This window comes from Paenibacillus sp. 1SOY10, assembly GCF_056836745.1.
Window position 1 is genome coordinate 174,252 of record NZ_JBXENK010000004.1, and the last position, 15,220, is coordinate 189,471.

Consider the following 15,220-nt stretch of genomic DNA (forward strand, 5'->3'; position numbering starts at 1 on the left):
GCATGAAAATCCTCCCTTTAATTGTTCTCTCAAGCCCCCGAATAACTGCTATTGCTAAAGAACTGAACACCACCTCCTTTATTCGCAGCTGGCTATTCATCCCTTCACTGCACCAATCGTGATACCTTGAACAAAGTACTTCTGTACGAATGGATACAGCATGACAATAGGTCCAGTCGCTACAATGGTAAGTGCCAGCTTCAATGACTCTTTAGGCATATCAAGTCGCGGAACACTGTTCACCATCTGACTGGAGAAGTTGGCGCTTGATAAAATTTGATACAGCGTATATTGCAGTGGGTAGAGATTTTCTCTTTCGATGTACATCATCGGTGTCCACCAGTCATTCCAGTAATTCAGAGCTGTAAACATGCCGATGGAAGCCATAGCCGCTTTGGAGAGCGGGAGCACAATCTTCAGGAAAATCCGGAAGTCTCCGGCACCGTCTATTTTAGCGGATTCGATCAAGGCATCAGGCAACGAACCGTTCAGAAAGTTACGAAGAATCAAGATGTTAAAGACATTAAATAGACCGACTAGCAATAGAACCCAAATCGTATTCTTCAAATGAAGGCCTTGAACGATCAGCAGGTAAGAAGGAACCAGTCCCCCATTAAACAAGGTCGTAAAGAAGAGGAAAAAGGACATGGAATTACGATAACGAACATCCTTCCGATACATGACATAAGCAGCCATCATGGATAAGAATAATGAAAGAGCCGTCCCGACTCCGGTCACAAACATTGTGACCCCATAAGCCCGGAACATCTTTCCCGGATTTTGAAACACCATCTGGTAGGCCTCCAGGGAAAATTCGCTTGGCCAAAAAGAGTAGCCATTGTATATGATGGAATGCTCGGAAGCAAAGGAGTTAATCAGTACGATCAGGAAAGGCACCACCGCGATTAGAGCAAACAGGCCTACAAGGATATAAGAGATCACACTCAGGACTTTTTCATCAGGCGTACGTTTGGTTGTTGTCATTTTTCAAGTCACCCCTTCTTAGAACAACGCCTGGTCCCGGTCATGACGCTTCACCAGGCCATTAGCAATCATAATAATGACAAAGCACAGAACAGATTGATACAAGCCACCGGCAGAGGCCATTCCAAAGTCCTGACTAACAATGAGTGAACGGAACACCAGGGTATCAATGATATCGGTCGCATCCATCAGGATGCCATTGTTGCCGATCAGTTGGTAGAACATATCGAATTCGCCCCGCATGATACGGCCTACCCCCAGCAGGAACAAGACAATCGTTGTGGGCTTGAGCAATGGCATCGTCAAATAGCGAATACGCTGAAACACATTAGCTCCATCTATTTTGGCAGCCTCATAAGCTGATGTATCGAAGCCCATAATGGCCGACAGATACAATACACTGCCAAAGCCTACCCATTTCCAGACATAGAAGAACGGAAGAATAAAATACCAATGTGTGACCGAGGAATAAATATCGACCGGGTCAAGTCCCAGTCCCTTTAACATCGTATTAAGAAGTCCATACTCGTAATTGAACAGGTTGTAAACAATGGCAGCTACCGCAACCCAGGAAAGAAAATATGGCAAGAACAGCAGGGTTTGCGATACCTTCTTGAAGATTTTCCCGGACAGTTCGGCAACCAGTACGGCAACAATAAGCGAAAACAATAAATACAATATGAGAAATACCGAGTTGTACATGAAGGTGTTCTTGGTCACCAGCCAGGCCTTGCCTGAGGTGAAGAAGTATTCAAAATTGGCGAAGCCTGACCAGGGGCTTCCGAACATCCCCTGCTGATAGTTGAAACTTTTAAAGGCAACTACAATACCGGCCATCGGTATATAGTTGAAGATAATAAAATAGAGTGCAATTGGCAGAAACATCAAATATAGAACTTTATTTCTCGCCAGCTCTTTAAAAAAAGAACTGAGCTTGGACACCGGCTTGGTCTTTGGCCCAGCCTCGATACCAGCCTTGACTTCTGTCTCCATACTTCCCATCATCTCCTGTTTATCTATGAATGCGCTTACCACCCGCTAAATCCATTATAATTGAGCCTTGGAACCGGAGACATCACACAGGATTACGATTTTCTCGACAGGATTATGGTCTCTTCATATCTTCGTAAAGATATGGGTTGCACTAAGCTTTAAATTGCTTTTATATTGAAAGAGAGGAATAAAGGAGGATGACGCCATGCGGTTAATGCTTGTCGATGACGAACCACTCACCATTGAAAGCCTTCAAAAGTATGTCAAGTGGGAACAGCTTGGCATCGATAAAATAGAAACCGCTTGCAATGGTGTGGAAGGGCTTTCTGTTTCACGTTCCTTTAAGCCGCAAATCATTATCAGCGACGTGAGAATGCCCAAAATGAACGGCATTGAAATGGCCCAGAAGGTCCGTGAAAGCAACCCGGACATCAAGTTTATATTTTTGAGCGGATACTCCGATACCGAGTATCTGAAATCCGCCATTCATTTAAAAGCGGTACGCTATGTAGAGAAGCCGGTCAAGCTGAACGAACTGACGGAAGCTATTGAAGAGAGCATAGTTCAATATCACGAAGAGCAGGCTATGCGTAATCTTTCCCGATCCCACATTGATCAGAAATGGCTGGTTCGCTTGATTAAAGAAAACAAAACCTATCATGAGCTGCAGGTCGAGGAAGGGGTCCAACCCCGATTGCAATTCCTGACCGGGCAAGCGCTGCCGCTTGCCATTCGGCTTACGGTTAGGACAACCGGTATGGAGACAGGCCCAGTGGAGTCTACCAATAGGGTCGTACAATGGTTATGCGAACGCTATGGACCGCAATCTGTTATAGGGTACGGCGAGGCCTATACCTTGCTCGCCCTGCTGCCTGCCTCCGAGTGGAGAGCTGAAGTCCGGCTGCAACAGGCCCAGCTTCTGCTGGACCTGTTATATGAAGCCTTTGGAGCAGACTTTGAGTTTGCTCTCGGTCTCGGGCCTCTCGCCAGCGATGGCGCAGGAATAGGGGCGGCTTGTCTCCAAGCGATCAGGCTATCCAGACAGCAATTTTACAAGGGTTGTGGCCAAATATTTATAGAACCGCAGGAGATGGAGTCAGATCGACTGTTACAAGCTCACGAAGAAGTCCTGATTCGTCAATTTCAAGCAGCTCTGCGCACTGAGCAAAAGGATAAGGTGCTAGGTGTGCTTTCAGGTATTACCGGGGAGCTACGTCAGTTCATGGAGGAGGATACAAAGCGAGTCATTAATTTATATTTTCACCTGCTGATTAACCTACATGGATTTGCCAGGGAAAAGGCATTATCCGTGACAGATGTCTCGCAGGAGGAGCGCTTCTTATGGCAGGAAATTGGCACGCTCCCTACACTGGATGCCTTACATGATTATGTCATCGGCAATATCGAGGCGGTATTCTCCCAACTGAAGGAATCCGATGTAGGGCTAAGGGTGTCGGTCATTCTTGAGTATATTCACGGTCACTATACTGATAAAGGCTTGACAATTAGACAAATTGCCGACAGCACCTACCTGACCCAGACCTATTTATGTGCCCTATTCAAGAAGGAAACCGGGAAGACTATAAATGAATATGTCACCGAACTGCGAATAGAGAAGGCGAAGGAACTGCTGCAGAACAAGCACTCCAAGCTCTATGAGATTGCCTTGGCTATCGGCATTACGGATTCAAACTACTTCTCATCGCTTTTTAAAAAATCAACCGGGCTAACCCCCTCCCAATATCGCGAGAGAATGTGACGGTATGAAGGTATGGAGACAACGTTTTGCTAATTACAGCATCCGGAAGAAGCTGTTCTTCTCTTATTTTCTGCTGCTGATCGTCTCCTCGTCCTTATTCATTTCCGTGAGTTATTTTATTACCTCACAGGATACAGAGAAGCAAGCCAGGGAGTCCCTGGAGGCGATGCTGCAGCAATCCAGTTCGTTCCTGAACTACAAAACCAATTCCGTTCGTAAGGTCATTGATGTGATCGTTCTGCACGATACCATTCAAACCCTGGTGAACAAGCCGGTCACTGAATATCAGCAAAATATCGGAAACTGGCTGCTGGATGAATACTTCTTCAACCAACTGATTTTCAATGTTCAGACCAATCCGGATATCCAGAACATCAGCCTTTATATGCCGGACGGCATGGCGGCCATTCAGACCACCGAACAGTTCAGGCTGCTGGAATCGGCCAAGACTCAGCCCTGGCTGAGACGAATTGATGAAATGGATACGCCCTTTATTTGGCTGCCACCCGCTACTCTGGGTCCAGAACAAGAAGACACCGTGGTGGCCATTCGTAAAATCAATAATCCTTTGGAGACACGTAGCTATTCGGGTCTGCTGCAGGCAGAAATGCCCGTATCTGTGCTGGAGCGCATTCTGGACCAGTCCTTATTCACCCCGACAAGCTCGGCCCTTTTATTTAACAGCCATCAGGAATTTATTGCCGGCTCGGGCAGGAATCAGGTTCATTCGCCAGTTGATATTTTCACTGCACTCAAGACCCGATTGAATGATGAGGCCTCTAGACAGATGGAAACCGTTATGCTTAACGGTGAGAAGACGCTGCTAGCTTCCATCTCCGTGGATAATACCGACTGGAGGTTCGTACTGGTTGTCCCCCATAAGGATATAGCTGCGATCTCTAAAAAGGCCAGAAATCAGCTGTTGCTGACGTTCCTCATGGTTGCCCTGCTCACCCTGCCTATGGCGTATTATGTTTCTTCATCCGGTACGCTACGCATACGCAGGCTGAGCAAGATGATGCGTAAAGTGGGGGTGGACGAATTAAGGATTGTGCTTGATCCGAAAAATGATGATGAAATTGGGGAGCTTACCAAGACCTTTAACCAGATGCTTTCACGTATTGAGAGTCTGGCCAATGATAAGTATCAGCTTGGCATAGAAGTAAAAAATATGGAGCTGCGAGCATTACAGGCACAAATAAACCCCCATTTCTTATACAATACGCTGGATATGGCCAACTGGCTTTCTATGAAATACAATGCCGACGATATTAGCACCTTGATCACTTCCTTGTCCGACTTCTACAAGATTAGCCTGAGCAACGGGAAGGACATAATTCCTATTAAATCCGAAATTGACCACGTTAGGGCTTACGTAACTATTCAGAACATGCGATTTCGCAACCTGATTCGTATGGAGCTCAATGTTGCTCCGGATATTCTGAATTACGTAACTCCAAAGCTGATTCTGCAACCCTTGGTAGAGAACGCGATTCTTCACGGAATCATAGAGAAGGAGAATCAGACAGGCTGTATTCGGCTGTCTGGTGGCCAAGATGCTCAGGGAATTTGGCTTACTGTCGAGGATGACGGGGTTGGCATAGAGGAAGACACCCGTCAACGGATTATGGATGGTTCCCTGAATCGAAGCAACGGAGGGTACGGCATGAAAAATATCGATAGCCGCCTGAGACTCCGATTTGGACCACCGTACGGGCTCACTCTGGAAAGTAAGGTGGGGATTGGTACGAAAGTCACCCTGCGTCTGCCGCTATTGGAGCAGGAACATGAGATATTGTAATCGTCCTTGCTACAGAATTTGACCAGATCAAAATATCCAGTTGCTGTAGTGCGGCAACTGGATATTTGAATGTTGACACTTACCTCACAGACACCTGCAGCAACTAATCCAATGGATTCTTCTCCGTGAAATAGTTATAGGGTCCCGCCTCTAATTTCCCCTCGTCTATAATCGTCCTGATCGGAAATTCATGATGAATTACCCGTTGTTCACAGTATTGACGATGCTCGCTTATAGGCTCCGTTATCTTCTTGGCCCTCTCCTCGTTAGCCATAGCCTTGACAGGAGCACGGTCCAAGGATACAGGAAGATCACATTCATAAATTCAGGCTGCTGGTTTAACTAATTCAAGCCATGCCTTATGGATGTTAGCATCCTGCCTTTCATTAACTCGATTAAATTTCATCAACAGCAACATTTCTCCCTCCAAGAATATGAGGCCCCATAACCCAATATGAATAACAATAACCTATGTATTTGAGGAGGGCTTGCCTTGGTCACCGTCAGTTTGTGCATGATCGTCAAGAATGAAGAACAATCATTGGAGCGTTGCCTCACATCCTTAGCCGATTTGGTAGAGGAGCTTATCATCGTAGATACCGGCTCCACAGACCGTACTGTGGAGATTGCCGAACGCTTCCAGGCCCGAGTCTTCTTCTTCTCCTGGATTGACGACTTTGCCGCTGCACGCAACTATGCCTTCGAGCAGGCAACAGGAGACTATATCATGTGGCTTGATGCGGATGACCTTCTGCTTGAAGAAGACCGTATCAAGCTAAAAGCTCTCAAGGAGCAGCTAGATCCCACTGTAGATTCCGTAACCATGCTCTACCAATTATCCCGTGATAAATATGGCAACAGCACCTTTAGCTTGAGACGTAATCGGCTCATCCGGAGAGAAGCTGGATTTCGCTGGTTTGGTGCGGTGCATGAGTATTTGCAAGTTGGCGGCAAGCTTATCAACAGCGATATTTCCGTTCAGCATATGGGTAAGGCCTCTGAACGGGATGCCACTCGCAATCTCCGAATCTATGAGAAGCAACTGGAGCTTGGAAGAACATTATCCCCGCGAGACCTTTACTATTATGCCAACGAGTTAAAGGATCACGGTAAGCTGGATAAGGCCATTCACTACTATCAAGCCTTTCTTGAGGATGGCAATGGTTGGGTCGAAGACCGCATTGCAGCCTGCGGGAGGCTAGCCGACTGCTACCATGAGCTTCAAAATAAGCAGGCAGCGGTGGAGTCGACATTGCGGGCCCTGCAATATGATGCTCCTCGCCCGGATACTTGCTGCCGAATCGGTTATCATTTTTTGCACGAAGGGAATTATGAGGCTGCGGTCGTCTGGTACCAACTGGCGCTAAAGATTCCACTGCCCGAACACTTTCTGGGCTTCAACAACCCGACTTGCTCCACCTGGCTCCCCCATTTACAGCTAAGTGTCTGCTATGACAAGCTGGGCAAATATGAACTGGCCTGCCAGCACAACGAACTCGCCCTCTCCTATCGACCGGAGGACGAGGTCATGCTCGCCAACCGCCGTTACTTCGCGGGTCGCCTGGATCAAACCTTGAATGCAGTCATTTCCACCAAACCGACGTCTAATCAGCAACCGGGCTCTGATCATGGGTTGCCGGGCGAGGTGGCACATGACTAATGCAGGCCAACAGGGGGAGCTGCTTCCATTGAAGGAGAACCCACACATTATCATCGCCAGCCCGATTCGCCAGTCGCCTGCCATTTTGAAATCGTTCTTACCATCCCTGGAGCGGCTGATCACGTCCGCTATGAAGATCAGCTACTATTTCATTGATGAGAATGATGATCCGGATGCCTCGGAATTACTGCGCGCATTTGCAACACGACATCCAGACACGCTCCTGATTACCAAGAAAGCTCCATCTTCCTATCTCCGTAATGAAACTACCCATTATTGGAACCATGAACTGATCTGGAAGGTCGCCACCTACAAAAATGAAATGATTGCCTACGCGATACAGCAAAACATGGACGCATTGCTGCTCATTGACTCCGATATTCTCCTACATCCACAGACCTTGGAGCAATTGTACCGTTGCAGGAAGCCGATCGTATCGGAGATATTTTGGACCCGATGGCAGCCTGATGCTTACCCCCGCCCCCAAGTGTGGTTGATGGATGAATACATGCAATGGGAGCAGGCCCCAGGGGAGAAGCTGAAGAAGGAGGAAATACAGGAGAGGTCTGAACGTTTTATAGCAAAGCTTAACATTCCAGGCTTATATCCAGTCGGGGGATTGGGAGCCTGTACCCTAATCAGAAAGGAAGCACTGCTTCGCGGGGTTAGCTTTGAACCCATCTATAATTTATCTTTCTGGGGAGAGGACCGACATTTCTGTATCCGTGCGGCTGCGCTGGGTCTTCCCCTTTATGTAGACACCCATTATCCGGCCTACCACATCTACCGCGACAGCGACTTGCCGAGTGGCGAACAATTTCTTAAGGATACGGCTGCTACAGGAGACAATAGCGTTACCATGAGCCCGGGTACACCGATATTACCTTCAGCCACAGATAAGGAGGAGAATATAGTAAGCGAGGACAGTCGTTCTATCACCTTCCCCGGGGCCCAGCCCAAGTCTGTAACTGGTAAATCTATCATCCACACCCTCCCCTTGCTGATTCGTCCACATACCCGAGAGAAGGATCTGTCCATGACGCTGGAATGTCTGCGGAGCTTAAGCCGTTCCTCGGAGCATCATGTCATTGTCTATCACCAGGGGGAACTGGAACGCAGCGAGTTGGAGCATCTGTTGTTCCGCAGCGGAGTTACAGCCGATGTGCTTGGCGATGGACATAACGTCGGAATTGCCCGGGCCCGTCAGGCTTGCTTCGAGCATATTTATGCCCATTATTCAGACACTCCTTATATTTCCGAAATTCACGTCGATATGCTCTTCCCCGAGAACTGGTATATTCCACTAATTCGTTACCTTGATGAGCACGACGAGCCTATGATCTGTCCGGGCATACTGACGGCTTCTGGCAAATTGCTTCCCCTGGAGCAACAGGTGACTCTGCCCGAGAATGAACAAGACCTGCTAGCCTTGCTTGCAAGCCTTCGGCAAAACGGTGTACGCTCAGGCTTCGTTCATCCTGTCATTCATCGTAAAGAGGCGCTCCGTTCGATCGGTGGATATGATTTGCGTTATTTTACAGGAAAGCAAGGCTACGAGGATGATAGTCTGTTAATTGGATACGCCAATTACATGGGAACCCGGACAGGCTGGCGGCCCAAATGCCTGCTCGCAAGCTGGGTATACCATGCGACCATGGCGCAGCGTATGAGTCTGCCAGATAAGTGGGTTGATTTCGATCTGAACCGCAAGGCGTTACTGCGACAATACGGGGGCTACGGACTGGAGCAGCTTGCCCTTCTGCATGACAACCCGGACTTCCAAGAAATGTTAGATCATTATCTAAATCAGCCAAAGGAGTGATTGGATATAATGACATCTCGTCAGGAGGAATTACAGCAGCATGTGTGGGAACGACTATGGTCGCAGCCTGTGTCCTACGAGTGGGACAGCGTAAGCGAAACCGTATATCAGCAGCTTACTGCCTTGAGCGGAGGGCTGAACGGATTGCATATTGCGGAGGCTGGCTCAGGCACAGGGAAAATATCGCTCCGGCTCGCACGCGAGGGAGCGCAAGTGACTCTTATTGATTACAGTCAACAAGCCCTCGTTAACAGCAAGGCAGCCTTCCAACGGGAAGGCTTGTCTGCCGATTACCTGCTTGCCGATATCAGGGAGATTCCGTTGCCCGACCACAGCGTGGATCTGACCTGGAATGCCGGTGTGCTGGAGCATTTTTCTCATGAGGAACAGGTACGCATCGTGCAGGAAATGATACGGATTACCAAGCCTGGGGGGTTACTAGTCATCCTCACTCCTTCTGCCGCCTCCCTTCCCTACCGCCTGGGCAAATTTGCAGCAGAACAATCCGGAAAGTGGATGTACGGCCAAGAGACTCCCGTCTCCACCATGGAGCAGGTATTCCGCGATGCAGGCCTGACCCTCCAGAACGAATCTCGCATCGGGTTCCTTGATAGCTTGGCTTTTCTGGATTTTATTGCTGGCACAGGCCCGCTCAAGCAATTTGCCCGCCAGTGGTATCTCACGCTTGGTGAGGCAGAGCAACAGGAACTTCCTGGATACCTGTTATGTTCAGTCGGTCGAACCGCTCCTACTCAACCGGAAGAGCCGGTACCCTCAAGCGGGCAAGAGCATGCCACGGGGATTCCCGTTAGCTTGAAGCAGGCCATGACCCGTATTGTGCAAGCCCAACAGATCATTCGGGAGCACCATGCTACTCCTGAAGGTACTTCATCGGATGAACTGACGTACTTCCAGCAGGCGGAGGCTTCCACCTGGCTACCGCTCGTCTCCATCCTTAATCGGCTGCTTAGCGAACGAGCAGTAGACGGCCGCCAAAGCCAAGCCCGTGTACTGGATATTGGACCCGCGTACGGTACACTGCTGCTGTTCAGTGCCCTCTCGGGTGCAGAGTGCTACGCCCTGGACAACACAACGCAATATTGGTCAGAGGCGTTAGCCACTGAGTACGGACTGCAATGGATTCAGCGTGATATTGAAGCAGCCGGGATTCCCGGTTCAGCCACCTATGATATTGTGCTGCTGACCTCTGTGCTGGAGCATCTGCGCTTCAATCCGCTGCCCGTGCTTCGTAATATTCATGGCCGGCTGGCAGCACAAGGGAGCTTGCTCCTGACGACACCATGGAAGCGTCAAGTCGATCCGCTGTCTCCTGCCAAGGATTTTACCGATTTGCCTGACTATAACAGCCAGACTACCGCCAATGCCACACCTCTCTCTCCATCGTCACAAGAATCCGTCTCCATCAAGCTATACAGCATTGACGAAATCTACGCTCTGGCCGAAGCCGCAGGCTTCAGCATCCAGTCTCTGCAACCCTTCAACGGCTATTTGCAGGTGTGGCTGATCAAACAATAACGCGAGTTCTACAGCAGGGCGGTCGTAATGTAGCGAATACTTCGCTGACGTTAGTGATCGCCCGATGCTGTCTATAATTTGCGCTTTAGTGCCTGGATAGCCCCTATATGCAGGCCTTCATGAAAGATCGTTCGGATCAGCACTTGCTCAATGGTGCTCATTCCCATCTCTGTTGGAGCAAACTCCTCTTCCATCCTGCCCTGGTAACGTTCTTGAATCAGGTGCGGCTGTTCCTTCAATAATTTGACAAGTGCAGATAGCTTAGGCGTTGCATCCGTAAAATGAGAAGGTCCTGTTCCGAACCCAAACCATTCATTGAAGCCTGGAGGAATAAGCATATCTTCCTTCGTCAGCACCCAAATCCATAAATATTGATCCAGAAGTACATGTCCCAAATTCCAACGAATATTGTTGTTAAACCCTTCGGGAACTTTGTCTACCTCCGCATCTGAGAGTCCTTCTACTATACTTAAAAGCTCATTTCGATAGGTACGAAGCTGTTCAAACAAAACTTCATGTCTCTTGTTCATTGGCAATTATCCCTTCTAACGAGCCTGCGTTTGCTGCCGAACACGGGGAGCTACTTCAGTACCAAATAAACGAATGGCCTCCATCACTTCCGGATGGGGCATCGAACCGTGAGGGACATGGAGCAGGAACCGATCGATCCCAATCTCCTGATGCAGGTAAATAATTTTATCTGCAACCGTTTGCGGATCGCCCACATAAAGCGCCCCCTCAAAGCGGCAAGCTGCTTCATAATCGGACTCATGATAAGGCGGCGTCCCCTTTTCCTTGGCTCTAAAGTTCGTTCTGGCAAAGGTAGATGGATAAAATTGCGCCAAGGCCTTCTCCGTCGTCTCCGCCACAAACCCGTGGGAATGGGAGGCTACCGGCAGCTTGGCGATATCATGCCCGGCCCGTTTGGCTGCTGCTTTATACAAGGCTACATGCTCTTTGTAATCATCTGGCTTCACATTGCCAATAATGGCCAGAGCGAAGGGTAGCCCCATTTCACCTGCCTTGGCCGCAGATTCCAGACTTCCGGCGCTCCCGATCCAGATAGGCAACGGCTGCTGCACCGGCCGAGGATAAATTCCCCGCTGGCTAATCGCCGGGCGGTGCTTGCCTGACCAGGTTACAAATTCGGATTCTTGTATCTGGAGCAGCAGCTCCAGCTTCTCCTCGAACAATTCCGTATAGTCCTCCAGATTGCATCCAAAGAGCGGGAACGACTCCAGGAAGGAGCCCCGCCCTACCATAATTTCAGCCCGCCCATCCGACAGGCCATCCAAAGTGGCAAAATCCTGAAATACTCTGACCGGATCACAGGAGGACAAAATCGTCACCGCACTCGTCAGGCGAATGGTCCGTGTCCGCGCTGCCGCTGCCGCCATAATTACCGCAGGCGAGGAAGCGGCAAAATCAGGACGATGATGCTCCCCTACCCCATACACATCCAGGCCCACCTCATCGGCTAGCACCATTTCCTCAACCACCTCACGTATTCGCTCGGCATGACTTAGCGTTACCCCCGTCTCCACATCCGGAGTTGTTTCTACAAAGCTGCTTATTCCCAGTTCCATTTCTCTCTTCCTCCACCAATTGCGTCCAATTTAAATATTTTATAAGTATAATATCTAAAATTGTCTACAACAAGCGGCTATAATCGGATATAGCTAATACTCCATGATTGAAGGTAAACTATATAAAATGCTGTGCCTGACTCCGGCTTGGAGCAAAAGCGGCATATCCTGGTTAAGGAAGGTGTCATTATGAGTGAAGTAGAGCAATATTGGAGACGATTCGTACAGCAAAATCAACTAGTGTCGAACACGCCCGATTCCTGGATGTTTGGGGATGGGACAGCGCAAATGGGCAATGAATTAGGCGACTTGGTAGTACAAGGCATCAAGACAGGGACCTGCGCATCTCTACAAGTCTATGAATTGGAAAATGAAAGTTACCCCGAAATTGGACAATATGATATTGTCTTGGATGGGCAAAATCGTCCGCTAGCTATTATTCAGTATACCAACATAGAGATTATCCCGATGAACAAAGTGACCGAAGAGTTTGCCAAGTCCGAAGGAGAAGGCGACTTAAGCTATTCCTATTGGTATGCAGAACATGAAAAATTCTTCACCTGGGAACTGGGACTCTACGGCCTCTCCTTTTCCCCGGATATGTTGTTGGTATGTCAAAATTTCAAAGTGGTTGATATTTACGAGGGTTGATACTCCTCAATCAGCCAGTGGTACTGCAAATCGCCGAGCCCGTATTCGGGAAATCGGTTCAACAAGCTGTTGATGAGGTTTTCATCACCTGTATGGCTCCTGATGTACTTTACGATCGGGCCTTGCTCTTCTCTATAAGTCAAATACATGTTAATGGCTTGATAAGTGACGGGCATCGTCTGGGAAGCTGGTTTTTGGTGGTTAACTATAGCTGCCTTATAAACCTCCAGGTAACCGTTGATATCCAGCTCATAGGCTTCATCCAGCATTTCATCGGTTCTTTCCAGGGCCATACAAAACAGCACATCGCCGCTATACCCCATTTGCTCCAGATACGCAACGATCGTTATTAAGTTCATCTGGCAGAACATATCATCGCCAAACCACAAGACAATAATGTCAAACTTCTCCTCAAACAAAGGCTTTAGCGCCTCAATTACAATTCCTCGGTACCCTTCCTCTGTCGTTCGTAATGATTTAACCCGCTTATCTATAAAAGATTGCGAGAATATTTCTGTGTCCGCTTCACCCCAGCACATCGCCTCATTAAATGACACATAGGTTGCTTTACTATTCATCAGCTTATTGGTCTTGAATTTATTAAGCATCTGGGAGCCATTGAGGATATGGAGAATGTTTACGGGATATTCGGCCTTGGCTTCAATTTTCTCTTGCAACTTTTTAATTGTAGCATTCATCGTCTCGCTCCCCTTCTCATAAAATGGTGAATTGGTTTTTTGATTCGTTTCTTGAATGGGAACTTGTGTCTGTCTATATTTGTGGGGCGTGATCCCAAACAGATCCGTAAAAGCACGAGAAAAGGCCTCCTGCGATGAATAACCGTATTTTATGGCAATATGGAGAATACTGATCTCCGTATGTTTAAGATGCTCTGCTGCACGGGTAAGACGGCGTTTTTTGATATAGCTTTTCAGGGTTTCACCGAAATATTGATGGAACAATACGGAGAAGTGGTAGGGTGAGTAGTTACAGTGCTGAGCTACCTCATTCAAAGAGAGATCATTCTCCAAATTGGCTTCAACGTACCGAATCGCCTTTTCAAGTTCAAATTGCATCATGTCACAGGCTCCTTTCGATGAATAGATTAACATAGTCAGGCGGTTCTGCTTTGATATTAATTGCGATCATGACTGACTCCTCCGCTGGTATACTCCCTTAGTTGAAGCGTAGCCGTAACGCAACCAAAGCCGATAGTATCAGAATTACACCCGCAAGCATGTAGACAAAAATAAGCGAGCTTTGGGCGACCAGCATCCCGGAGAACCCGGTTCCAATCAGCGTGCAACCCGTGAATACAGGAGTGATTAGGCCGTTAACCCGTCCGATGTATTCAGCTTGCACCAAAGTTAGCATATACGTACCAATCACGGTCTGAGTCAAAGCCAGAAACAGTCCAGTAATCAGTCGCATCCCGCCTGTCAGCACAGGCCAGACGGACCACACCTCAACCATCGTGCCTACCCCCAACAAAATTAGTCCGGCAAACACCACTCCCTTGCCCTTCAGACGACCGGATAGGCCGGCGGCAATGATTGCTCCAATCAAGAGGCCCACACCGGACAATGCCGTAAACCACTGCAAGTCCGCTTCTGCTAGACCCAACCTTTCCGTAACGAGAAAAATGTCCAGCGGAGCAGTCAACCCGGCTCCCAAAGCCAGAATACCAAACATCGCCAGCAACACTTTCAAATTGGCATGTTCGCGCATGTAGCTTATTCCCCCACGAAAATCCTTAATCACGGTTTGCCAGGACAACCTCTCCATCGAGCGAGGCGAATCCGGCATGAAGAACAAACAGCAAGCAGACAGCGCAAAGATCACCAGCAGGCTGCCCAAGGAGACCATAACTCCGAAAGTATAGTAAACAAAGGTACCAAGGATAGGCCCTAATATGATAAACAACGAGCTAACCATTTGAGTCATTGCCATTGCCGACGTCAACGACTTTTCTGGAACATGGGTTTTAAACAACTTGGCTGAGGAAGGTTGGGAAAATTGAGACACAATAGCGGAAATCATCGTCACAACGAACACAGCTTGCCAGTAACCCCATGCCACCACAAATAGAATGGGCACAATGGAGAGAAAGCTTAATATATCGCCCCAAAGCATGGTACGTTTGGGCCGCCAACGATCGGCTAATACACCGCCCACTATGGAAAATAAAAATATCGGCGTGTATTCCACTACAGTAAGCAAAGATACCGCCACCGGGTCACCTTGGGTCTGCTGCACCACATAATACAGCAAAGCCATATTACGCACCCAAATCCCCACCTGCTGCAATACATCCGAAGCCATAACTAGTAGAAACACCCGATTTCGCAACAATTCTTTCATTTTACTGCCTCCCTCTCCTCATAAAACCGACCGTTCGGTTTAAATATATCCAAAATATGAGCGGGTC

12 protein-coding genes are annotated in these 15,220 nt (G+C 48.3%); 6 read left to right on the forward strand and 6 right to left on the reverse strand.

The features are described from left to right. Positions 1 to 96: 96 nt before the first annotated feature. A complete protein-coding gene (locus AC1VOR_RS13405; RefSeq protein WP_482618460.1) occupies positions 97 to 984 on the reverse strand; it encodes a carbohydrate ABC transporter permease in 888 nt (295 codons plus the stop codon). Between the two features lie 18 nt (positions 985 to 1,002). Continuing rightward, a complete protein-coding gene (locus tag AC1VOR_RS13410; protein ID WP_482618461.1) occupies positions 1,003 to 1,977 on the reverse strand; it encodes an ABC transporter permease in 975 nt (324 codons plus the stop codon). A gap of 205 nt (positions 1,978 to 2,182) precedes the next feature. Here AC1VOR_RS13410 and AC1VOR_RS13415 point away from each other — a divergent pair, with 205 nt between their 5' ends. The 5 genes from AC1VOR_RS13415 (at position 2,183) to AC1VOR_RS13435 (ending at position 10,555) form a co-directional block, all read left to right on the forward strand. After that, positions 2,183 to 3,736 carry a response regulator transcription factor gene (locus tag AC1VOR_RS13415; protein WP_482618462.1) on the forward strand — a complete coding sequence of 518 codons (1,554 nt, stop codon included), beginning with the start codon at positions 2,183 to 2,185 and terminating at the stop codon, positions 3,734 to 3,736. A 4-nt stretch (positions 3,737 to 3,740) separates the two neighbouring features. Beyond that, complete coding sequence (locus tag AC1VOR_RS13420; protein WP_482618463.1) at positions 3,741 to 5,537, forward strand: cache domain-containing sensor histidine kinase; 1,797 nt, start codon at positions 3,741 to 3,743, stop codon at positions 5,535 to 5,537. Positions 5,538 to 6,030: 493 nt separating this feature from the next. Beyond that, entirely contained in the window at positions 6,031 to 7,197 is a 1,167-nt protein-coding gene (locus AC1VOR_RS13425) for a tetratricopeptide repeat-containing glycosyltransferase family 2 protein (RefSeq protein ID WP_482618464.1), read from the forward strand. Next, positions 7,190 to 9,019, forward strand: coding sequence for a glycosyltransferase family 2 protein (locus AC1VOR_RS13430; RefSeq protein WP_482618465.1), 1,830 nt, complete (start codon positions 7,190 to 7,192; stop codon positions 9,017 to 9,019). The genes AC1VOR_RS13425 and AC1VOR_RS13430 overlap by 8 nt, the downstream gene beginning before the upstream one ends. 9 nt (positions 9,020 to 9,028) lie before the next feature. Beyond that, positions 9,029 to 10,555: a methyltransferase domain-containing protein gene (locus AC1VOR_RS13435; protein ID WP_482618466.1), complete on the forward strand. Its 1,527-nt coding sequence runs from the start codon at positions 9,029 to 9,031 to the stop codon at positions 10,553 to 10,555. A gap of 71 nt (positions 10,556 to 10,626) precedes the next feature. Here AC1VOR_RS13435 and AC1VOR_RS13440 read toward each other — a convergent pair whose 3' ends face one another. Together AC1VOR_RS13440 and AC1VOR_RS13445 are read right to left on the reverse strand one after the other, a co-directional pair. Next, positions 10,627 to 11,085: a DinB family protein gene (locus AC1VOR_RS13440; RefSeq protein ID WP_482618467.1), complete on the reverse strand. Its 459-nt coding sequence runs from the start codon at positions 11,083 to 11,085 to the stop codon at positions 10,627 to 10,629. A gap of 15 nt (positions 11,086 to 11,100) precedes the next feature. Then, positions 11,101 to 12,141 carry an Atu2307/SP_0267 family LLM class monooxygenase gene (locus AC1VOR_RS13445; protein ID WP_482618468.1) on the reverse strand — a complete coding sequence of 347 codons (1,041 nt, stop codon included), beginning with the start codon at positions 12,139 to 12,141 and terminating at the stop codon, positions 11,101 to 11,103. 189 nt (positions 12,142 to 12,330) lie between these two features. On the opposite strand from AC1VOR_RS13445, the gene AC1VOR_RS13450 reads away from it, so the two are divergent. Further along, the gene (locus AC1VOR_RS13450) at positions 12,331 to 12,792 is read left to right on the forward strand and encodes an ASCH domain-containing protein (protein WP_482618469.1); all 462 of its coding nucleotides are present in this window, start codon (positions 12,331 to 12,333) and stop codon (positions 12,790 to 12,792) included. Here the strand turns inward: AC1VOR_RS13450 and AC1VOR_RS13455 are convergent. Next, positions 12,780 to 13,871 (reverse strand): helix-turn-helix transcriptional regulator, encoded by a 1,092-nt coding sequence (locus AC1VOR_RS13455; RefSeq protein ID WP_482618470.1) that lies wholly within the window; start codon positions 13,869 to 13,871, stop codon positions 12,780 to 12,782. The two genes, AC1VOR_RS13450 and AC1VOR_RS13455, sit on opposite strands and share 13 nt — an antisense overlap. Before the next feature lie 97 nt (positions 13,872 to 13,968). Continuing rightward, complete coding sequence (locus AC1VOR_RS13460) at positions 13,969 to 15,153, reverse strand: MFS transporter (RefSeq protein WP_482618471.1); 1,185 nt, start codon at positions 15,151 to 15,153, stop codon at positions 13,969 to 13,971. Positions 15,154 to 15,220: the final 67 nt, after the last annotated feature.

Excerpts from the sequence above, each read along its gene's own strand:
- AC1VOR_RS13405 (WP_482618460.1), bottom strand. The coding sequence starts at position 984 with ATGACAACAACCAAACGTACGCCTGATGAAAAAGTCCTGAGTGTGATC.
- AC1VOR_RS13410 (WP_482618461.1), bottom strand. The coding sequence starts at position 1,977 with ATGGAGACAGAAGTCAAGGCTGGTATCGAGGCTGGGCCAAAGACCAAG.
- AC1VOR_RS13415 (WP_482618462.1), top strand. The coding sequence starts at position 2,183 with ATGCGGTTAATGCTTGTCGATGACGAACCACTCACCATTGAAAGCCTT.
- AC1VOR_RS13420 (WP_482618463.1), top strand. The coding sequence starts at position 3,741 with ATGAAGGTATGGAGACAACGTTTTGCTAATTACAGCATCCGGAAGAAG.
- AC1VOR_RS13430 (WP_482618465.1), top strand. The coding sequence starts at position 7,190 with ATGACTAATGCAGGCCAACAGGGGGAGCTGCTTCCATTGAAGGAGAAC.
- AC1VOR_RS13435 (WP_482618466.1), top strand. The coding sequence starts at position 9,029 with ATGACATCTCGTCAGGAGGAATTACAGCAGCATGTGTGGGAACGACTA.
- AC1VOR_RS13440 (WP_482618467.1), bottom strand. The coding sequence starts at position 11,085 with ATGAACAAGAGACATGAAGTTTTGTTTGAACAGCTTCGTACCTATCGA.
- AC1VOR_RS13445 (WP_482618468.1), bottom strand. The coding sequence starts at position 12,141 with ATGGAACTGGGAATAAGCAGCTTTGTAGAAACAACTCCGGATGTGGAG.
- AC1VOR_RS13450 (WP_482618469.1), top strand. The coding sequence starts at position 12,331 with ATGAGTGAAGTAGAGCAATATTGGAGACGATTCGTACAGCAAAATCAA.
- AC1VOR_RS13455 (WP_482618470.1), bottom strand. The coding sequence starts at position 13,871 with ATGATGCAATTTGAACTTGAAAAGGCGATTCGGTACGTTGAAGCCAAT.
- AC1VOR_RS13460 (WP_482618471.1), bottom strand. The coding sequence starts at position 15,153 with ATGAAAGAATTGTTGCGAAATCGGGTGTTTCTACTAGTTATGGCTTCG.